This window comes from Pseudomonas ovata (genome assembly GCF_003131185.1).
Classification (GTDB): domain Bacteria; phylum Pseudomonadota; class Gammaproteobacteria; order Pseudomonadales; family Pseudomonadaceae; genus Aquipseudomonas; species Aquipseudomonas ovata.
In genome coordinates, this window is record NZ_QFFU01000008.1 from 1 (window position 1) to 20484 (window position 20484).

Consider the following 20484-nt stretch of genomic DNA (forward strand, 5'->3'; position numbering starts at 1 on the left):
GATCCCTGTCAGGCCTTGAATAGGGGCCAGACGCAAAACCCGTGGGAGCGACCCACGGTCGCGAATGTCGCGTGGCAGGCACTTAAGAGGGTGAATGTACCGACCCTTTCGCGACCGCTGGTCGCTCCCACAGGATCCCTGTCAGGCCTTGAATAGGGGCCAGACGCAAAACCCGTGGGAGCGACCCACGGTCGCGAAGGCTGACTCAACCGCGCAGGCGGCGCAGCCATTCCAGGCCTTCGCTGGTGTCGCCCTTTGGCCGGTACTCGCAACCGACCCAGCCGGTGTAGCCCAACTGGTCGATCACCTCGAACAGGTGCGCATAGTTCAGCTCGCCCATGTCCGGTTCGTGACGGTCCGGCACGCCAGCGATCTGAATGTGGCCGACGCCGGCAAAGTCGCGTTGCAGGGTGCGGGTCACATCGCCTTCGACGATCTGGCAATGGTACAGGTCGAACTGCACCTTGAGGTTGTCGGCGCCTACCTGTCTGACGATGGCCTGGGCCTGGTCCTGGCGGTTGAGGAAAAAGCCCGGCATGTCACGGGTGTTGATCGGCTCGATCAGCACGGTAATGCCGAATGCCTTGGCCTGCGCGGCGGCATAGGCCAGGTTTTCCAGGTACACCGCCTGATGCGCCGCACGCAGGCTTTCGTCGGGCAGCAGGCCGGCCATCACATGGATACGGTCGTTGCCCAGCACCTGGGCGTATTCCAGCGCCCTGGCCACGCCTTCGCGAAATTCTTGTTCACGCCCCGGCAGGCTGGCAATGCCGCGCTCGCCGGCTGCCCAGTCGCCCGGTGGGGCGTTGAACAGCGCCTGCACCAGGCCGTTGTCGTCCAGGCGCTGTTTCAGCTCCTGGGGACTGTAGTCATAGGGGAACAGGTACTCGACCGCCGCAAAGCCGTCAGCAGCGGCGGCGGCGAAGCGGTCCAGAAAGTCATGCTGCGGGTACAGCATGCTGAGGTTGGCGGCGAAACGAGGCATGTTAACTCCAGTCTTCAAAGGGTCAGACAAATGGCCACAGCACCAGGGTCATCAGGAACCCCAGAGTGCCCAGCAGGGTGACCAGCACGGTCCAGGTGCGCAAGCCATCGCCTACGTTCAGGCCGGCCAGCTTGGTGAACATCCAGTAGCCGGCGTCGTTGATGTGCGACATCGCCAGACCGCCACCGCCCATGGCCAGGCACAGCAATGCCAGGTGGTTGGCCGACAGGTCCAGGGTCGCGATCAGCGGGCTGAGAATACCGGCGGTGGTCACCAGCGCCACGGTGGTCGAACCTTGTACCGCACGCAGCAGCAGCGTCAGGATAAAGCCCAGTGCCAGGACCGGCAGGCCGGTGTTGCGCAGCGCTTCGGAGACCACGGCACCGATACCGGTGTCGACCAGTACCTTGCCGAATACGCCACCGGCGCCGGCAATCAGGATCACCATGGCCACGCCCGGCAGCGCCGAGCCGATCACGTCGGACACTTGCGAGCGGCTCCAGCCACGGCGCGAGCCGAGCAGCCAGGCGCACAGCAGGGTGTCGATCAGCAGCGCCACCAGCGGCGCGCCCAGTACGGTCAGCACATCGCGCAGCAAGGTGCCGGCCGGCAGCAGGGTGGTGGCCAGGGTGCCGAGCAGGATCAGCACGATCGGCAGCAGGATCAGCGCGATGATCAGGCCAAAGCCCGGTGCCGGCGCCGGCGGCAGGCTCTTGGCCAGGCTGTTGGCGCTGGCTTCGGCGCCGAATTCCTTGGCGTCGCAGGTTTCACGCACGGTGGAGTAGTCGTTGCGTGCCCAGGCTTCCAGGTCGGCGTTGGTGACGTGCGGGCCATAGACTTCGGCACGGATGTCGTCGGTCATCGGGTAGGTCTTGCGGGTCATGCGCCCGGCCACGAAGTAGCCGATCATGCACAGCACCGCGACCATCGGGATGCCCAGCAGCAAGACCCGGCCCAGGTCGGCGCCCAACTGGCTGGCGGCGGCCACGGCACCCGGGTGCGGCGGCAGGAAGGCGTGCACGGCCAGCAGGGCGGCGCACATCGGCAAGGCGAAAATCATCAGCGGCTTGCGCGCCGCACGGGCCACGCCATAGGCCAGCGGCATCAGGATGATCACCCCGACCTCGAAGAACACCGGAATGCCGACCATGAAGCCGGCCACGGTCAGTGCCAGCGGCGTGCGCGTGTTGCCAAAGCGCTGGATCAGCGTCTTGGCCAGGGCTTCGGCGCCGCCAGACAATTCGATGATGCGCCCGATCATCGCACCCAGGGCAATGATGATCGCGATATGACCCAAGGTCTTGCCCATGCCGCCTTCGATGGTCGCCACCAGGTCGGCCGGCTTCACACCGGCGACCAGCGCGACGATGATGCTGACCAGCATCAGGGCGACAAAGGGCTGGAATTTGTATTTGAGGACCAGAAACAGCAGCAGTGCGATGCCGGCGCCGGCAATCAGCATCAACATTAGTGGAGTCATATTCGCTTCCTGTTCTTATTGTGTTCCGGCATGACCGGCGTTGGCACAGGCCGCGGGTGCGGCCTGGGAGGATTCATTGAAGGTCGGTTACCACTTGGCCCCGAACGTCTGCTGCAGTTCGTCCAGCGCCTGCTGCGACAGCGGCGCAGGTTTGGGGTCGGTCATCAGCCACAGGCGGGCGGTTTCTTCGAGCTCTTCCAGGGCGTAGCAGGCCTTGGCCACCGAGCTTTCCCAGACCACCGGGCCCAGACGCTCAAGCATGACGCCGCGCACGCTGTTGGCCAGTTGCGCCACCTGCTCGGCCACCAGGGGCGAGCCGGGGCGCTGGTAGCCGATCAGCGGAATGTGCCCGACCTTCATCACCTGGTAGGGCGTCAACGGTGGCAGGATGTCGTCTTCGCGCCAGACACCGGCCAGGGTCAGCGCCACCAGGTGGGTGGAGTGGGTGTGCACCACGCCACCGACCTCGGGATTGCGGTCGTAGACCTCGCGGTGCAGGGCCAGGGTCTTGGACGGCTTGCTGCCCGAGACCCACTCGCCGGCCAGGTTGACCTTGGCGATTTCACCCGGCGACAGGCGACCCAGGCAGGCGTCGGTGGGGGTGATCAGCCAGCCGTCGTCCAGGCGTGCGCTGATGTTACCGGCGCTGCCCACGGTGTAGCCGCGGCCATACAGCAGGCGGCCGACGTCGCAGATTTCTTCGCGCAGGGCTTGTTCATCGATCATCAGGCGGCTCCTGCCAACTGCTTGAGGGCCTTGGCGAAGAAGTCGCGGGCCCCGAAGTTGCCGGACTTGAGCGCCAGTGCCAGGGGCTGGTCACCGTCACTGACGGTGGCCGGCACGCCCGGGTCGATCTGTGCGCCGATCTTGAGCAACTGCACGCCCAGCGCCTGGACCACGGCACCGGAGGTTTCGCCACCGGCGACCACGAAGCGGTGTACGCCAGCGGCCAGCAGGCCCTTGGCGATCTGCCCCAGCGCGTCTTCGACCATGGCGCCGGAGCGCTCGACGCCCAGCTTCTGCTGCACGAGCCTGACTTCATCCGGGGTGCTGGTGGCATAGATCAGCACTGTCTGGCCGGCCTGTTGGGCAAAGGCGATGGCCTGCTCGACCACCGGCTTGCCGTCGGCCAGTTCCAGCGGGTTGATGCGCAGGGCCGGGCGACCGGCTTCCAGCCAGGCGGCGACCTGGCCATTGGTGGCCACCGAGGCACTGCCGGCCAGGACCACGTCGCCACCGGCGATGTCGATCTTCTGGGCAGCATCCATCGCGCGCAGTTTGCCGGCCTTGCGGAAGTTTTCCGGCAGGCCCAGCGCCAGGCCCGAACCGCCGGTCAGCAGCGCCAGGTCGGCGCAGGCTTCGCCCAGCACATACAGGTCGGCATCGGACACCGCGTCGGCAATGGCCATGCTCACGCCTTCGGCGCGCAGTTCATCAATGCGCGCCCGCACGGCGTCGGTGCCCCGGGCCACGGTGTCGTAGCGCAGCAGGCCGACCTTGCGTGGGGTTTGCGCCTGCAGCACGCGCACCAGGTTGGCATCGGTCATCGGCGTCAACGGATGGTTCTGCATGCCCGATTCGCTCAGCAACTGGTCCTGCACGAACAAATGGCCACGGAAGATCGTGCGGCCGTTTTCCGGGAAGGCCGGGCAGGCCACGGTGAAGTCGCTGCCCAGGGCGTCGAGCAGCGCATCGCTGACCTGGCCGATGTTGCCGGCCGCGGTCGAATCGAAGGTCGAGCAGTACTTGAAGAAAATCTGCTCGCAGCCGCGATCCCGCAGCCATTGCAGGGCGGCCAGGGACTCGTCCACGGCCTCGGCGCTCGGCGTGGTGCGTGATTTCAGGGCGATGACGATGGCGTCGGCATCCAGGCCGGCGGCCCGTTCAGCCGACGGGATGCCGATGCTCTGCACGGTGCGCATGCCGCCGCGCACCAGCATGTTGGCCAGGTCGGTGGCGCCGGTGAAGTCATCGGCGATGCAGCCCAGCAGCGGGCGGGAAGTGACGGTCATCGTTTATTCCTCGACCTTGGCGGTCGGCAGATTGATGCCCGGGAAAATCTTGATCACCGCCGAGTCGTCTTCGCGGCCGAAACCGGCGCTGGAAGCCTGCATGAACATTTGGTGGGCGGTGGCCGACAGCGGCAGCGGGAATTTGCTGGCGCGGGCAGTATCGAGCACCAGGCCCAGGTCCTTGACGAAGATGTCCACCGCCGACAGCGGCGTGTAGTCGGCCTTGAGGATGTGCGGCACGCGGTTTTCGAACATCCACGAGTTGCCGGCGCTGTTGGTGATCACCTCGTACAGGGCATCGGCGTCGACGCCTTCACGCAGGCCCAGGGCCATGGCTTCGGCGCTGGCGGCGATGTGCACGCCGGCCAGCAGCTGGTTGATGATCTTGACCTTCGAGCCCAGGCCATGGACGTCGCCCAGGCGATAGACCTTGCCGGCCATGCCGGCCAGTACGGCTTCGGCCTTGGCGTAGGCATCGGCCGGGGCCGAGGTCATCATGGTCATCTGCCCGGCGGCGGCCTTGGCCGCACCGCCGGAGATCGGCGCATCGAGGTACAGCAGGCCCAGGTCGGCCAGGCGCTGGCCCAGTTCGACGGCAAAGGTCGGGGCGACGGTGGCACAACCGATCACCAGGCTGCCGGGACGCAGGGCGGCGACCGCACCGTTGTCGCCGAACAAGACGGTTTCGGTCTGCTCGGCGTTGACCACCACGGTGATGATGATGTCGCACGCAGCGGCCAGGTCGGCCGGCGAGGTGGCGGCTACACCGCCTTCGGCGGCAAATGCCTGGACCACGTCGCTGCGCACGTCACAGGCGTGCACCGTGAAGCCGTTGCGCAGCAGCGAGCGGGCAATGCCCAGGCCCATGGCGCCCAGGCCGATCACACCAACATTGGATTGGGTCATTGCAGTCATCCTCGGTCTTCGCCGCTGCTCGTCATACCAACAGACGGCTTACATTGTTCTGAAATGTGAATCTGATAGTGGATCAGTGAGCGATTAATGTGAAGCACTATTTGCGATTAACAAATGTTCACATAGTAAAAAGCCCCTGGAACGGGGCTTTGAATGGGGAGGGTGTAATCAGATGGACTCGCCCACGCCGAGGCGTCTATGCGCCACGGTGGCATCCTATAGATGTCAACGACAGCGAGGGCGAGTCCATGAGCAAGAATACGTCGAAAAAAAGTTCTCTGTCTGCAACCGATCTTTCAGCCTGCACCACCGTGGCGGTGGATCAGGCCAAAAATGTATTCCAGGTGGCCGGCGAAGATCCGTTAGGGCACGTGGTCTACGAAAAACGCATCAAATCGCGTGAAGCCTTTGTCACCTTTTTGGGTCAGTTGCCGCCCGGCATCACGGTGTTGATGGAGACCGGTCCGGGTGCGCAGTCCTGGGCCCGGATCCTGCAAAACCAAGGCAACGTCCCTCGTATTCTGCCGGCCCAGCACGTGGCTGATCACAGCAGTGGGCCGAAGAACGATCGAAACGATGCACTGGCTATCTTGCGCGCAGGCCGAGACATCAGGATTCATGCTGTCCCGGTCAAGACCGAAGCGGGTCTGGCCATGCAGGCGTTGCACAGGGTCCGTCAGCGTTATGTGAAACAACACACGGCCATCGGCAACCAGATACGAGGCTTGCTGCTGGAGCATGGTTTCTCCATTGCACAAGGCAAGGTGGCGATCAGCCGGCGTGTCACTGAGCTATTGGCAGATTCCAGCCAGCCAATCCCGCCTCTTTTGCATGAGTTGATAGCTGAAGTATTAGGCGAATGGCTGAGTATGGAGGAGCGTATCGAGGTGATCACCAGGCGTCTGGAACGTACGGCCCGTGAAGACCAGACCACGAAACGCCTGATGACGATCCGGGGCGTGGGGCCGATTCTGTCGACGGCCATGATGGCCAAGCAGACGGAGCCAGAACGCTTCAAGAGTGCTCGCGATTTTGCAGCCTATTTCGGCACGGTACCCGAGCAGAAGAGCAGTGGAAACAAGACCCGGCTGGGCAAGATGGCCAAGCGCGGTGATGCGTACATCCGAAGTCTGGCCATCCAGGGTGCACATGCTGTCTTCAGGCAGCTCAACCCCAACTCGGATCATCCGGATGATCGTCGCCTGCAGCGCTGGCTAGGTCGACAGGGCCTGAAAGGTGCTGCGGTGCGCCTGGCAAACCGTAACCTGCGAATCATCTGGGTACTGCTGCAGAACGAAGATACCTATCGCCGCCAACCGGACAGGGTTCAGGAGGCAGCGACGGGCCTATGATTTAACGTGTTTCGCCACCGAGGCGCTTAGCCGTCTCACCCCTTGCTAGAGAGTATCGACCCCAGGTTAGACCGTCGCGGATAGATGCCTGCGCTCCTACTGGCCCTTGAGGCCTGTTTGTAATCGGCATTCCGCGAGCTGACCCGATAGTGGCCAGAAGCACATGTGCTTCCTCGAACAGGCCTTATACATAGATGCAACCGGGTAGCGGTGTTCAAAGGCAAAGCGGGTTGACAGTGGGGGCGAGTCCATACATAGGAGCGGCTTTCAGCCGCGAACCGCAGCGACGCTATTTCCGTAGGAGCGACCAACGGTCGCGAAAGGATCGACCCATTCAGCATCCTGGGTGCCTGGCCGCCTGCATTTGCGCCTGCAGGTCGCCCCTACGGCGCGTTGAAGATCTATTCAAGCCGCCTGGCCTGGCTTACACCTTGGCCAGCTGCAACTCGATGCCTTGCTTGCGGATGCTGTCGGCGGCGGCCGTGGCCAGGTCGCTGTCGGTAATGAGGGCATCGAACTGCTCCAGCGGCGCGACCTTGTACATGCCGAAGGTGCCGTACTTGGAGCTGGTGGCAACCAGTACGTTGCGCGAGGCCGATTGCATGGCGGCCTGCTTGACATCCACTTTCAGTGCCGAAGGGGTGGTAATGCCACGCTGCAGGTCCCAGGAGCTGGTCGACATGAAGGCGATGTCGGTGGCCAGCTGGCGCAGGGTGGCGGCGGCCAGGGCGCCGACGCTGGACAGGTTGGGGTGGTCGAGCAGGCCGCCGGTGTGGATCACGTCGACGTGCCCGGCATCGGCCAGGGCATGCACGATGCCGAAGTCGTTGGTGACCACGGTCATGCCCGACAGGGCAATGATGTACGGCACGATTTCCAGGGTGCTGGTGCCGGCATCCAGGTACACGGTCATGTCCGGGTGCAGCAACTGCGCGGCCAGGCGCGCCATGGCCTGTTTGTGCGGCAGCTCGACCACGGCCTTGGACTGGTGGCTGGGCTCGCTGTGCAACTGGCTGGCGATGCGCACGCCGCCGCTGACCGAATAGGCCCGGCCTTCCTGCTCCAGCAGGGCGATGTCACGGCGGATGGTCATGTGCGAGCAGTCGAACATTTCCATCAACTGGTGCACGCTCAGCACCTGGTGCTTGCGCAGTTGGCGCAGCATCAATTCACGGCGTTGATCGGGGATCATTGGCGCACCGCCGGTCGGGGCGATTTCGTCATGGGTGGACATGCATGCTCCTGCATAGCGGTAACCGGGCTCGGCCTTGAGTGTACGTGCAGCCCGCCAGTGTGCCGAGGCGTTTTTAACACGAACCGTTCATGGCTTACCGTGACACGGCGCAGGCGCCGAACGGTCGCGGGCCTGGTCAGGCGCGATGACTAGACTGTAATAGGGTCTGTTGCCGTTTCAGCACGGCTCGTGATGAAACGGCAACAGACCCTAGGGACAGGCGTCGAATCCCGATCGGGATGCAAGGAGTGCACGTGATCGTCGCTTATGGGTGCGTATGGATCGCACTGGTGTTGCCGAACCTCTGTGCGGTGATCGCCAGGGTCGGCAGCCGTGACTACGGTCTGCGCCTCAACCATGACCCCAGAGCCTTTCTGGGTCGGCTTGACGGGTTGGCAGGGCGTGCCCATGCCGCGCAACTCAATGGTTTCGAAACCACGCCAGGGTTTGCCGCCGGCGTCATCATCGCGCAGCTCAGCGGCAATGTTCCCTGGGTCGCCATCGAAGCGCTGGCGGTCGGCTTTGTCCTTTCGCGCCTGCTGTTCATCCTGTTCTATCTGGCCGACCTGGCGGTGTTGCGCTCGCTGGCCTGGCTGGGCGGCTTTACCCTGATCACGGCCTTGTTCGGCCTGGCGATCCTGCTGTAGGGATGAGCGGCCTGGGCCGCTCATTTCGCCGGTCGGTCAGTGCGTCTCTTCAGGCGCCGGCTTGTGGCCGGTTACCGAGCGCACCAGCTTGCCGATGGTCAGGCCCTGCAACAGGATCGACAGCAGCACCACGATGTAAGTGATGCTCAGCACCACGTCGCGTTCCGGGCCCGGCGGCAAGGCCAGGGCCAGCGCTACCGAGACACCGCCGCGCAGGCCGCCCCAGGTCAGGATGCGAATGGTGCCTTGTGGCACGCTGCGCCAGCGACGCAACAGCAGGATGGCCGGTGCCACGGTGACCAGGCGCGCCAGCAGGATGGCCACGGCCAGCAGCCCGGCGGCCAGCAGGTGCAGCCACGAGAAGGGCAGCAACAACAGCTCCATGCCGATCAGCGCGAACAGCAGGGCATTGAGGATGTCGTCGAGCAGTTCCCAAATTTTGCCAATCGCATTTTTTTGTCAGTTGTACCTTTTGCCTGTAGAATGGGCATCTTAGCCAGCAGAGCACGGATTTTGTAAGTGACAATCGTCAAAAAAGGGTCGCCCATCGAAAACTATCCCTTCCGAGCTCTGGCGCCTGATGTGGTGGAGTTGTTTCAGCGTTGCGCGGAGCGTAGGAAGGTGCCGTCGGCGACGACATTGAAGCTTCTCGAATGCTTTTGTGACATCACCAACCAGACCTTATCTTTCCTGAAGCTTTCATCGTCAGCGCTGACCGACATCGTTGCGGGTTTTCAAGGGGCGCTGTTCGAACAGGATTTGGTTGGTACGTCTGATGTGACGCGCGGGAAGGTTTCCGTTTATCTGCAAGACATTCTGCTCGAAGCACGTAATTATGTCCCTTCCATGCCGCCGACAGAATGTGGAAGCGGACTAAGAAAAAAATATAATGCGAAGTGGAAGAAAATCCTTCCTAGGGTTGATCAGAGTAAAGTCAAATACTGGATGGGTTGGCCTGTAGAAAACCGTAAAGGCACCACGTTGTATTGTCACTTTGCCAATATGTATAACAGTCATGGTTATGATTTCACACATGGTCTGTATGAGCAGCTGCGGCTCCATATTTCAGGGTATGGTACAACACAGTTAACTTTGCCTAATAAGATGGCTGGCTTTCTGAGTGAGAATAGCGATTTCTGGCCTGCGTGCACGTTTAACGATTCGACAATGATTTACAATTTCTTCTGGGATTTCAGAAAGAATTTTTTCATGAGTGGCGAGGCCTTGGGGCTGGATATCGACGCACAAATGAAAACCTGGAATAAATATATTGGGTTCGTCGAGAAGATCTTCATTCTTCCAGGCTTATGGGCTAAGCCTTTGGGCGGGAAGCTGCCTTTGTCTCCTGCGAAGCGAATTGATGGTCAGTCGACTAACATTAGAACGAATGATGATGGTGCTGAGGTGAAGGTAAAGCTCGTGATGGAAATACCATTACATTTGACTGAATCTGAAGCTATTGAAATTTTATTTGTTTCTATATCTAAGAGGCTGGAAATTATTGAGCGGTGGGCCAAAGCGCAGGTGGCAGATTTATATAGTCGGGTTCTCCGTCGAAAACAGCTTGCTGCGCAGGGAGAGCTGGTAGACACAACTAAGCGCAAGAAGGGACATCTGCTAATAATCCCCAATATTTGCTGTATTTTCGAGACTTATGGTTACGGAGAGCCTTACAGTCATTACGCCTCTTTATCAGTGGATACAAAAGATTCTCAGACACCCGCTTCTGATTTGGCAAGATATATTGGGATGCCGATGGCGGGGAGTCTCATGCCATTTAAGCTCCTGCTTATTCTAAGGCATCCGATAGTTACATCAGAGTTTTTGGGTGATTTCGATTTATGGAATAAACTGGGGCATAGGTCTGGATATGTATTGGATGGGACGGTATATAAGCTGGTGGGGTACAAAGATCGTAAGGGGGCAGGAAGGTCTGAGCAAAAAATCACGCTGACCCCAGAAACTAAAGCTTTGGTCGACCAAGTTATTGAGATCACTGCTCCCCTTCGCGAGTATCTGAAGTCAGAGGGTGATCCTGCATGGAGAAAGCTGTTTATTACATGCGGTAACGCATTCTCCCCGCCCACCAAAAGCACCCTAACCCCGTGGTCGAGGTCATCACTCAAACCTGGTACATATTTGAGAGATAACCTTGTAGCTCAGTTTCGCCCTCATACTGACATGCCTGAAGATGACCTCGTTAGGTTTTTGGAGATGGTGAGTGCGTCTTCAGTACGCGCATCCAGAGTAACCGAGATATTCATTGAGACGCACAGCGCTCAAACTACCTCTCAGGCTTTAGGCCATGAGAGCTACGATCCTAATCTCATGGATCATTACCTCCCCAAAGTGATTATCGATTTCCTGCATGAGAGGCGGATGCGAGTATTCAATAAAGTCATAATTTGCCATAGTCTACAGGATAGCCCGTTTTTATTTCGGGCCAGCAGTTTTCCAAGCGTGGCTGAATTAGATACTTTTCTAGTGAATCATGCTTTTGGAGATATCCCGGCATATCTTCAAGATCCAGAGGGCCGTCATGAAAAGCTTGAGAACGACGGGACTGTATATGCGTTAGTGTCTGCCGATATTTTAAGCGTGCTGCTCTCGATAAAGCTGGCGGTTGAACAGGCGCCATCCAATCAAAAAATTAATGCGAAGGCAGTCTACTGGGCGAATTACGCAGGCTTTCTTGAGGGAGAGATTAGTAAGCATCGAGATGTCACTTATCGGAGCGATCTACACAAGGCATCACTAACAGCAAGCGCAGGATCAATGGAGAGGTTCGTTTATGAATGCTCCATCTAAACTTGGGTTCCTGAACGAGCCTCGCTTGGCACCGGCGGAAGCTTTCCGCAAAGCTTCCTGGCTAGCCAATGATTTTAATGCCCCCGTCTGGAGCGTGAATTTCAATGGTGATCCCTTCCTGCTCAATTGGAAGGTCGCCCTTGACAACAATTCATACCTGACTGATGACGAAAACCTAGATCTACTTAACGGCCTCAAATACTCCCTAATCGGCGCCACGCGAAATAGCCTGGTTGAAATGGCTAATTCCCAAAGTGTTGAGACATTAAGAAGGAAGTTTCACGCAGCCGTAGGTGTTATTGACTATCTGCTAATTCACGCACGTGCGCTTAAACTTTCAAGTGCAGGGTTAGCAGGTTTGTCTGAAGGCGATATGAAATGGATACTTAATAAGCTATCTTCAGAATCCTCGGTGGCCGAAGCGCTGTATGATTGGTCGGGGAAATTGTGTGAATATGCTCTAGCCCTGTTGAATGAAATTCCAGGTGCGACGATAGCTTCCATATTGGAAGAGAATCCGTCGATGTCAGAGATAAGTTCTACTCAGCTCGAGTCTAACGAGCTTGATGTTGCGGTTGATAATATTCCGCGTATTCGGGCCGCTTTATACTATAAAGGCCACTACGACGGACATAGAGGGTCTGGCTATACGGTAAACTCCGTACGTGTCTCAAACGAGATTTACAAAAATACGATCCGTGGCAGCATGGCCAAACCGAGGCATGAAATCCTCAGTTTCTATCCGCTTGGAGAATCCTATAAACGTGAGATGGAGGGGGTTAGGGTTACTTCTAGTTCGGGTAGTCTTATGGCTGAATCCCAGTACAGGCTGTTTTACAATTTCTTATACGGAATGGGGCTGCTTAGAGAACTTGGTATGCCGGGGCCTAGTGAGCGAGTCTTGGATCGAATCAAAGGTTACACGCCCGAGTTAGCCAAGCCTGGTCGTTTTGTGACAGTGCCGTCCGGCACTATTTTTAAGTTATTCAAAGGTGCTGTCGAGTTTCATTACGACCTAGGCCCTCTCGTAGTTGAGGGATTTTGCAGGTTAGCTCGATACTGTGATGAACATGACAAGTCGCTTACAAGCCTAACAGATGAACAGGTTGTTTCAATTGTTGGCAGTGATTTGGAGCGTCACGGCATAACGAAGCTGGGGCTTGGTTGCAGAAATACAAGTGATGTTGATAGTAGTGGTCTTGAAAATCGCAAAGGAGCGAAAGAGGACTATTTTGAGCGGCTAAGATCCAATGTAGGCTTGCTTGAACTTGTCTATGTTTATATTGGTGTTATTCAGTTCGTTGCTGGATTGCTTATGGCGCGGCGAATCGACGAGCTTTTGCAGATCCCCTCAGCACAAGCATTCGACTCCACGAGCACCTGGCTGATGTTTAGGAGAGAAAAGAGCACAACAAATACGTATGGTCTCCGTAAGTATGATGCTAGGCCTATAGATCCACTTGCGGTACAGATGCTTGCGCAATTAGTGCGGCTCCAAGAGGGGTTGATTGATGCGGGTTTCTCGGCTGAAGCTCCTACTATTTTCTCTGTTCCTTCTCTCCATGGAAGAAAGGTACTATATTCTGCCACGAAAACAAGCATGAATACCTGCTTCGACTTCCTTTGTGACTACTTCGAGAGTGAAGTTAATGAGGTTGGTCTCCGGTATTATATCAGGCAACACCAGTTGCGCCGCGTGGCGGCTTTATTGTTTTTTCACGCGTATGGGAAAGGCCACATAGATACACTGCGTTGGATTCTCGGGCATAACGATATTGAGCACGCATGGAGGTACATCACCGATGCTACAGATGGCGCATCCCTCCGTGGGGCGGAGGCTCAAATCATTGCTGAGAAATTCTTTACTGGTGATGTGCATAACTATAAATCATTACGTGCGTTGATGAAGGAGCATTTTGGAACGGATGATCTTCGCCTTGTAGATCAAGAATCCTTTGCAGAACATCTGGATTACTTGATGAGTAAAGGTGTTGTCAAATTCGAGCCTGTATTTGTTCTCGGAACTAATGGCAAAGAAATGCAGGTTCTTGTCCACGTAAAGGGTGCATAGTCATGGGTAAGCCTAGATCAGAAATTCAAGTTCATAATGAATCAATTAAGGCGCGGCAGGTTCTGTTAGAAGACGTACTTGCCAATATACAAAAATACATCTCAAATGAGGTTGTCACTGCTGCTCTAAAAAATCAGGGGGCTTTGGCTTCCCTTTCTTACAAATTCGACTTGTCTGGAAAGCATTACACTATTGACTCTACAAGTCTGAACACCCTCAAGAAGAAGTCTGATGAATTGCTTGGTCATCACGGTTTTGCAGGGCTAGAGCGTCTTAGGGGCGTGGCTAAGGATGCAATTGCTGCTTATGGCGGAAGCGACAACAAGCCCACCAAGAAGACCAAACACGGGCTGGAGCAGATTAATAGCGAGTTGGAACGCACAGTGGTTGCACTGCGCCGCTCTAATTTTAGACTGCTCCAAGGGCTTTCCACCGCTATCTCGGGAATCAAAGAAACCAGGGATGGTTCTAGTGAGGATGTTCGGAATAAAAGCGCTAGCGAGGCTGTAAATGCACTGTTGGCAATAGTCTCGCTAAATGAGTCTCCTTTTGACGTGATTCCGTATCACGAGAATATCCAGTCTTTGCGGGTGGTGCGGGGTGAATGATTTCCCTGAGCGTAAACTTTATTCAGTGGTTCCTGAGCTTGAGTTGTTTGACCACAACGCACTAGGGAAGCTCGTGACTAGGGATGCGAGCAACCTGACATTCATCAATTGGCCAAACGGGTCGCCCTGTTTTAGCGCGAATCTATACATGCTTTCCCTTACGGTTCGCCCCAATAGGATGAAGCGTAAGGGATTATCCCGTGCGGGCAGAAAAGGTGGGACGATTGGCGAATACGCGCAGAAAATCAGCCAGTTAGTGAGATTCTGTTATGCTTCAAATATTGATTTCATAGATCTATCAGATAACGATTTTACGCGCTTTATTCATCATTTAGGTACGGAAGTAGATCCCAAGAATCTTCGTGAGAAAAAGAAAGCCACACTCACAGTGGTAGATGTTGGGACTGTATGTTTAGACCTCCTCAAGTATATTGGAGGACTTTATGAGCAACCCAATTTTGTCGCGGTTGGAGGGCGAATAAAGATTACTGAAAACGTTACGGTTAAGAAAGATAAGCGTGGTCGTGATTATGCTGTGCACAGCGTGTGGCATCACGCGTTTCCACCTGGCGGTAGGAGGCATGAGCGGAATGCGATACCGGCTGTTCATATAGACCAGCTCAGGAAAGCTGTTGATGAAATGGGAGGCTCACGTTTCATCAAGATTCGGCGGCACGCATTTATCTCTACATTGGAAAACTCTGGGGCTAGGCTATCGGAGGTGGCGGGTCTTAAAGTCGTAGATGTCTTAGCGGCGTATAAAATGAAACATCCAATGCTAAGGTTCATCACGCTGAAGGGTGACGACAATGAGGAGAGGGAAGTACCCGTAAATAAGATGTTTCTCAATGAGCTGGTATCATACATTGAGTTTCAAAGGGATAAAATTGTAAGAAATAAATTCTCCAGTCTTAAGGATCATGGTTTCGTCTTTGTGTCGTCATCAACCGGAACTCCGCTTTCAGAAACCTCGCTTGGTAACGAGATTGGTTCAGTGCGCAGGTTTGCTGGCATCGAGGAGCAGGCCTGCTCACACATGTTTCGTCACTCGTTTATAACGAATTTAGTCATGGAGTTCGTACAACGGGATAGATATAGGCGTGCCGGAGATTTTGAAGTCAGGTTGCTTTCTGATGAGAGCTATCTTGATGAAGTTAAGATGTATACCGGTCAAAAATCAATTGCGACCATCATGGGCTATGTGCATGCAGCATTCAAGCAGATTGAGGGATATAGCACTACAGTTAGCAATGTTTTCCTAATGCGAGCCATGGAGCAGTTCGACAAATATTCTCGTAACCTCAGGGCCCAGCTCGGCTCTACCCTTACAATTCAAGAGTATAACGTAGAGATGCAGAAACTTGAGGCTTTGAGAGATGATGATTTTGCACGTGAGCTTGCGAGAGAGAAAACGGTGAAGGGAATCGCTCCAATTCTACCTGGTCACGAATGATTCGGTGAATCCTTAGACGGGTCTATCATTCACACAGCAGTGTTGAGATACCATCATTCATTACCAATGGATTCAGCCCCCAGGCTTTATGTCAGGAGAACGTTTTGCTGCTGCTTTCACGCCTCTGGAACCTTATCAGCCCTGACCGCCGCCCCGAGTGGGAGAAAGCGCGGGAACGCGAGTTCATCCTGGCGGCGAACTCCTTGAAGACCCTCTCTGTTACTGACCGGGGTGGCATGTCCATCGATCCAGAAGAGCTCCGTGAACAAATTGTCTCCGCACGCGAGCAGTTGAAGCACCTTGTGCACGACCCAGGAACGCATAGCGGGCCTTGCCAAGAAGTTGCAGCGGTAGAGGTGGCCCAAGAGGCTGATCCGTCTGCTGAGGAGCTGCAGGACTGTATTGAGGTGGTGGCTTGGCGTCGGCTTTCTGGTGGCGCTGCTATGCGCTACGTTTGCCTTCAGTCCACACACACTGGTAGGTACGCTGTCGCGACAGCCAGCATGATCTCAGGAGCCTCGGAGAGCCTCCCTACGTGGATCGACGGCAACACCAGCGGGCAGGTTGCTTGCGCCTTGCAAGGTGGTGAGTTTCATTGGTGCGTGACTATTAACGAGGCGATGGACGCTTGGGATGCAGAGCTCTGAAGGTCGTGCAGGTTTACTGGCACCAAGGGCCCCAAGATGGAGGATTTTCCATGATATCGATGGATGTGCTGAGCTCGTCCTGCATGCGTTCAAAGACTCTGTCGAGCGCTGGATGTGCTTGGGACTCCCTTAGTGCTGTTATCAGTTGCAGCAGTTCCCGGCCCTGAGCCAAAGGCATTTGAACGTCGCAATATACGGTGTTGTCATCATCCGTTAATCCCATCGAAAAATCCTCGTAGCATGGTCTCGGCTTCTGGCTTATCCGGCCTAGCGTTGGGGCGTGCCCCTTAGGGGATGGTCTGTCGTGAACCGAGTCTGCGTCTCGGCCCTTCGGGCTTCCATCCCTCACGCCTGCGCGCTCCGCTTGCCATGACTACTCAGCCGTCTGCTCACCTACTTTCGGTTTGACCGGTCACACTGAGCTACATCCAAAGCCCAAAGGACTCAGCTGACAATCAGTAACCATTTAGAATCAAAGCCCAACAGGAGAAGTTGTGCGCCTAAAGACTGCGTTGCTGGCTAGGTTTCCTTAGGGCATCAAGTCAATGCAAAATCGGACGACGGCCACGGCTATAGGAGTGTTTCATGGAGCATGATGACGAGAATGAAGATCGTCAGGCCTTGGTCGATCAAGGCTCACTTGGCGCAGAACCATCAGAAACATATCAAGAGAGAGTGAAGAGCTTAGACAACGTTGTGCGGGAGTGCATGCACATCTCCCAAGACTATGCCGGGATCGAATCCCCCTCTGGTAAGCATTTCTATGCGTCAGTCCTATTCACGGCGCTTTGCACAAGAGCTGTTTCACTCCTGACCCTGGTGCCTCACACCCCTTGGGCATCAAAGCTGATTGAGCACTGGGACTACGCTTCGGTCGCTGGAATTACCAGAACGATTCTGGAGCTCCGATTAGCGTTCCACTACCTATGTGCTGAAGCGTGCAGCCAAGATGAATGGGATTGCCGCTGGAACATTTTCAATCTACATGACTGCACTTCTCGTCGCCGGATGTTCGAGGCGACAGAGGGTGGAGCTGAGCAGGTCGAGGGTTTCACAGCTCAAGCGGAAGAATTGCGTGATCGGCTTCGCGCCAATCCTTTCTTCCAGTCCCTGCCAGCTAAGAGTCAAAAGAATCTCCTCCATGGGCAAACAGCATACTTAATGCCTCTTGAGGAGATCGCAGAGCGAGTGGGTGTCGACAAGCAAACATTCCGCTGGCTCTACGTTTTGCTGTCCAGCCATGTCCATGGCCTTCCAATGTCGTTCTACCGCATAGGTGAAGGTGCTGAGGAACGAGGTCGTGGCCTACCTAGCCCAACCGAAGAAAGCTACACGTGCCTTTTCCTATCTTTTTCCATGAGCCTCTTGGTGGGCGCTCGAGATGAACTGCATGAGCTCTTCAGAGGCTTGCTCCCCGAGAAGCCTAGGGAGAGTGCCACCGCTCCCGTTGTCGACATTGAAGAATCAGCAGAGAAGCTTAAGGTAGGCGAAACCATTGTTCTCCCTGACCAGGGAGCAATACGAATAGAGGTCACTCGTGAGTCCGAAACGGCTCTCTCTATCATCTTCGTTGACATCGACTCTGGAGAGAAGGTGCTTCGACGCCGAGAGTCTGAGGACGAAGGACAGAATCTGGAGTGGTTCGACCCATTTTTCTGGAGACTAACAATTAACGGCAAGCCCGCTACCAGTGCTGCGTTCGACAAACTGGAGAAATCACCTTTCGCCTTTCGCATTGACTTCGAGGCACGAGAGATCCTATTCAAGAGCTGAGCAAACGGTCACGCACAGCCCTGTCTAAGAACGCCCTGCAACTTGAGTTCGAACTGCTCGCACCTCCACTACCGGCCCCTCACAAGGGCTACATACCTCCGCCCAAGGGATGGATGGCTTGGGCAGCTTGAGGTTACCGGTCTTCGAGATGATCCTCAGCTGTGCGTGCTTCAGGTGATAGTCTTCCCAGGCTATACGCAGGTTTGTGGTAACCGTCCGGGCAAGTCATCTAGCGTAGCTGGCTCTATTGTTTTACGAGATTGCGCAACGATGAAGCTCAGCCCTCAATGTCGATCAGGGACTGCCGGGCATCATCACCCCAGTCAGACCCGATCAAAGCACTTTCTCGTGCTATCAACAATTGAAACGCTTGAGATTCCTTTCAAGCGTTGCTGGATAACTTAAACTTGCCGACTACGCTGCGAAGTTCATTAGCGAGCAATGAAAGCTCGTCAGCCGTTACGGCGTTGTCCTCTACGCCTTCCATGACGATTAAGCTGCTGTTTCGAATGCCGATGACGTTGCGATTGATATCCTCTGAGACCGAATGTTGCTGCACCGCCGCACTTGCAATCTGAGTGTTCATGCCCACAATTCCGTCTACTGCTTCATTGATCTGGTTCAGGCTGCCAGACGCTTGGCTCGCTGCCTGAATGCATTCCCTAGCTCGGGTTTGCCCAGCTTTCATCTGTTGAACAGCGGCATCAGTAGCGCCTTGCAACTGTTGGATGATCCGTCGAATTTCTTCTGTGGAGTTTTGTGTGCGCGAGGCCAGAGTCCGCACTTCGTCAGCCACGACCGCGAAACCACGGCCTTGCTCGCCAGCTCGCGCCGCCTCGATGGCCGCGTTGAGGGCCAGCAGGTTAGTCTGATCCGCGATGGTACTGATGACCTCGATGACACCACCGATTTCTTTGCTGTGTGTCGCTAACGCTTCGACTTTGCTTGCACTGAGCTCCACTTCGTTGGCCAACGCCTCAATAGCGGCACTTGTTTCAATCATAACTTTCAAGCCGTCGTTAGACGCACTGCTTGCAGATTCAGCGGCACGTGCTGCGCCCTCGGTATTCTGGGCCACGTCGGCAACGCTCGCGGTCATTTCGTTGATGGCAGTAGCAACCTGCTCGGTTTCAGCCTGTTGTGAGTTCATTGAGGCTTTGGCTTGGCCTATGGAGATCTCTAGTCGCTTTGCCGCATCTGAGACTGAATGCGAGCTACGCTCCACCTGGCTCAGTGAGCCAGAGAAGGCAGTTACCATGCGGTTAAGTCCCTCGCCTACATCACCGATTTCATCGTGGCTGTTGATTCGGACGCGCGCGCTCAGATCGCCTTGAGCAATACGTGCCGTCACAGCTAGGAGCTCATCAACCCCAATCCGCAGAGCCTTGTAGATGCCGACGAACGCATAGAGCAGCAGTATCGCAATGGCGATAAATAGCTCAGTGCCGAAAGTACGCTCATTACTCAGTGTATTCAGACGCTCATCAATTCGAATTCGCAGCGATTCCTGCATCTGATCCTGAGCTTTGTAAAACTGAGCAACGACGGCGTTTCCACGCTCGCCCAAGGTGTTGGCATTCACGTTTGAGCGCTTGCTCGGATCAAGGTAGTCCACCAGGTCTTTACGCAGATTTTCCAGGTCGGTAATGGCTGTTGTTACAGACGGCTGAACTACACCAGATAATTTCGGCTCTTCTCGGCGAAGCAGGGAAAGGCTCTGCTGCAACTCTTGACGCATTAGCAGCTCCTGTTTCAACAAAGTCTGGGCAAAAATACGAGTGGTGTCGTCCAGAGGACGGTCAGCGCTAAAACCGCTGGCCAGACCGCGAATCTGTCCGACCAGATTTATTTGCCGAGGCAGACGTATAGAGCTTAGATCGATGAGGTACAACGAACCTGCATCTTCGTCCAAAATCATGCCGGAAGTGGCCGTAATGTAGTAAACGAAATTCATTAGGTCGGTTAACTGGTCGTTCCACGCGGAAAAGATCACCAAAGGTGCTTCGCCTGCTTTGGCGCGTTCAACCAGCTGCACACTAGCGGTACGCAACGTCTGAACTCGGTCTGTCGTTGCCAGTTGGGTGCTAAATTTTGCGTCCTGCGCAGCAAGAGTCGCATAGGCATCGTTAAGCTTTTCAGCATTGCGTGCTGCATTGGCTACTGCGTTGGTGTCACCGCTGAGCATGCCGTGTGTCAGCGCCCTCTGAATCATGGTTAGACGCAGGATAGGGGTGACGTCCAACAAGTATTGTTGACCCACCTGTTCATGCTTGATGCCCGTGATGCTCGTGTTCAGTGAAAGCATCGCCCGGGTGCCTAGCAGGAGCAGAGGAATCAGGACAATAAATCCCAAAATTGCGAATTTCATGGGGAATCGAACACGGTTGGTAACGAACAGGGCAGGCGCTAATAAATTCATCGGGTTCTCGATCACTCAAGGTCTGTGAGTGCTTTCTTAGGCGTTAAAAAGTGCCCATCTCTCATTTATGGTTATGAGGT

15 protein-coding genes and 3 pseudogenes are annotated in these 20484 nt (G+C 55.9%); 8 read left to right on the forward strand and 10 right to left on the reverse strand.

Features of this window, described 5'->3' with window-relative positions; translation table 11 throughout:
- Positions 1–205: 205 nt before the first annotated feature.
- The 5 genes and pseudogenes from otnI to ltnD all read right to left on the reverse strand — a co-directional run.
- The gene (gene otnI / locus DGA31_RS12885) at positions 206–985 is read right to left on the reverse strand and encodes a 2-oxo-tetronate isomerase (RefSeq protein ID WP_056840561.1); all 780 of its coding nucleotides are present in this window, start codon (positions 983–985) and stop codon (positions 206–208) included.
- A 22-nt stretch (positions 986–1007) separates the two neighbouring features.
- The gene (locus DGA31_RS12890; protein ID WP_109512827.1) at positions 1008–2465 is read right to left on the reverse strand and encodes a GntT/GntP/DsdX family permease; all 1458 of its coding nucleotides are present in this window, start codon (positions 2463–2465) and stop codon (positions 1008–1010) included.
- Positions 2466–2552: 87 nt separating this feature from the next.
- Complete coding sequence (otnC, locus tag DGA31_RS12895) at positions 2553–3191, reverse strand: 3-oxo-tetronate 4-phosphate decarboxylase (protein WP_109512828.1); 639 nt, start codon at positions 3189–3191, stop codon at positions 2553–2555.
- Positions 3191–4477, reverse strand: a complete 1287-nt coding sequence (otnK, locus tag DGA31_RS12900) for a 3-oxo-tetronate kinase (protein WP_109512829.1) — start codon at positions 4475–4477, stop codon at positions 3191–3193. The genes otnC and otnK overlap by 1 nt, the downstream gene beginning before the upstream one ends.
- Before the next feature lie 3 nt (positions 4478–4480).
- Positions 4481–5401, reverse strand: a pseudogene (gene ltnD / locus DGA31_RS12905) (L-threonate dehydrogenase); the annotation flags it as partial.
- A gap of 239 nt (positions 5402–5640) precedes the next feature.
- Between ltnD and DGA31_RS12910 the strand changes: the two are divergent.
- The gene (locus tag DGA31_RS12910) at positions 5641–6744 is read left to right on the forward strand and encodes an IS110 family RNA-guided transposase (RefSeq protein WP_109512831.1); all 1104 of its coding nucleotides are present in this window, start codon (positions 5641–5643) and stop codon (positions 6742–6744) included.
- Between the two features lie 424 nt (positions 6745–7168).
- On the opposite strand, the gene DGA31_RS12915 is transcribed toward DGA31_RS12910, so the two are convergent.
- Entirely contained in the window at positions 7169–7978 is an 810-nt protein-coding gene (locus DGA31_RS12915; protein WP_056840566.1) for a DeoR/GlpR family DNA-binding transcription regulator, read from the reverse strand.
- 254 nt (positions 7979–8232) lie between these two features.
- On the opposite strand from DGA31_RS12915, the gene DGA31_RS12920 reads away from it, so the two are divergent.
- Complete coding sequence (locus tag DGA31_RS12920; protein WP_056840567.1) at positions 8233–8625, forward strand: MAPEG family protein; 393 nt, start codon at positions 8233–8235, stop codon at positions 8623–8625.
- A 36-nt stretch (positions 8626–8661) separates the two neighbouring features.
- On the opposite strand, the pseudogene DGA31_RS12925 reads toward DGA31_RS12920, so the two are convergent.
- Positions 8662–9060: pseudogene (locus tag DGA31_RS12925) on the reverse strand (cation:proton antiporter domain-containing protein); the annotation flags it as partial.
- 84 nt (positions 9061–9144) lie between these two features.
- On the opposite strand from DGA31_RS12925, the gene DGA31_RS12930 reads away from it, so the two are divergent.
- The 5 genes from DGA31_RS12930 (at position 9145) to DGA31_RS12950 (ending at position 16212) form a co-directional block, all read left to right on the forward strand.
- Positions 9145–11433: a hypothetical protein gene (locus DGA31_RS12930; protein WP_109512832.1), complete on the forward strand. Its 2289-nt coding sequence runs from the start codon at positions 9145–9147 to the stop codon at positions 11431–11433.
- On the forward strand, positions 11417–13504 hold the full coding sequence (locus DGA31_RS12935) for a hypothetical protein (RefSeq protein ID WP_109512833.1): 2088 nt from the start codon (positions 11417–11419) through the stop codon (positions 13502–13504). The genes DGA31_RS12930 and DGA31_RS12935 overlap by 17 nt, the downstream gene beginning before the upstream one ends.
- A 2-nt stretch (positions 13505–13506) precedes the next feature.
- Positions 13507–14112 carry a hypothetical protein gene (locus DGA31_RS12940; protein WP_109512834.1) on the forward strand — a complete coding sequence of 202 codons (606 nt, stop codon included), beginning with the start codon at positions 13507–13509 and terminating at the stop codon, positions 14110–14112.
- Positions 14105–15565 carry a tyrosine-type recombinase/integrase gene (locus DGA31_RS12945; RefSeq protein WP_152035031.1) on the forward strand — a complete coding sequence of 487 codons (1461 nt, stop codon included), beginning with the start codon at positions 14105–14107 and terminating at the stop codon, positions 15563–15565. The genes DGA31_RS12940 and DGA31_RS12945 overlap by 8 nt, the downstream gene beginning before the upstream one ends.
- A gap of 104 nt (positions 15566–15669) precedes the next feature.
- Positions 15670–16212, forward strand: coding sequence for a hypothetical protein (locus DGA31_RS12950; RefSeq protein ID WP_109512836.1), 543 nt, complete (start codon positions 15670–15672; stop codon positions 16210–16212).
- A 13-nt stretch (positions 16213–16225) separates the two neighbouring features.
- Here the strand turns inward: DGA31_RS12950 and DGA31_RS30255 are convergent, their stop codons facing one another.
- The gene (locus tag DGA31_RS30255) at positions 16226–16435 is read right to left on the reverse strand and encodes a hypothetical protein (RefSeq protein ID WP_109512837.1); all 210 of its coding nucleotides are present in this window, start codon (positions 16433–16435) and stop codon (positions 16226–16228) included.
- Positions 16436–16797: 362 nt separating this feature from the next.
- Between DGA31_RS30255 and DGA31_RS12960 the strand changes: the two genes are divergently transcribed.
- Positions 16798–17985 carry a DUF5677 domain-containing protein gene (locus DGA31_RS12960; protein ID WP_109512838.1) on the forward strand — a complete coding sequence of 396 codons (1188 nt, stop codon included), beginning with the start codon at positions 16798–16800 and terminating at the stop codon, positions 17983–17985.
- Between the two features lie 382 nt (positions 17986–18367).
- Here DGA31_RS12960 and DGA31_RS30735 read toward each other — a convergent pair whose 3' ends face one another.
- Together DGA31_RS30735 and DGA31_RS30740 are read right to left on the reverse strand one after the other, a co-directional pair.
- On the reverse strand, positions 18368–19243 hold the full coding sequence (locus tag DGA31_RS30735; protein WP_370661146.1) for a methyl-accepting chemotaxis protein: 876 nt from the start codon (positions 19241–19243) through the stop codon (positions 18368–18370).
- Positions 19244–20404, reverse strand: a pseudogene (locus DGA31_RS30740) (HAMP domain-containing protein); the annotation flags it as partial.
- Between the last annotated feature and the right edge of the window lie 80 nt (positions 20405–20484).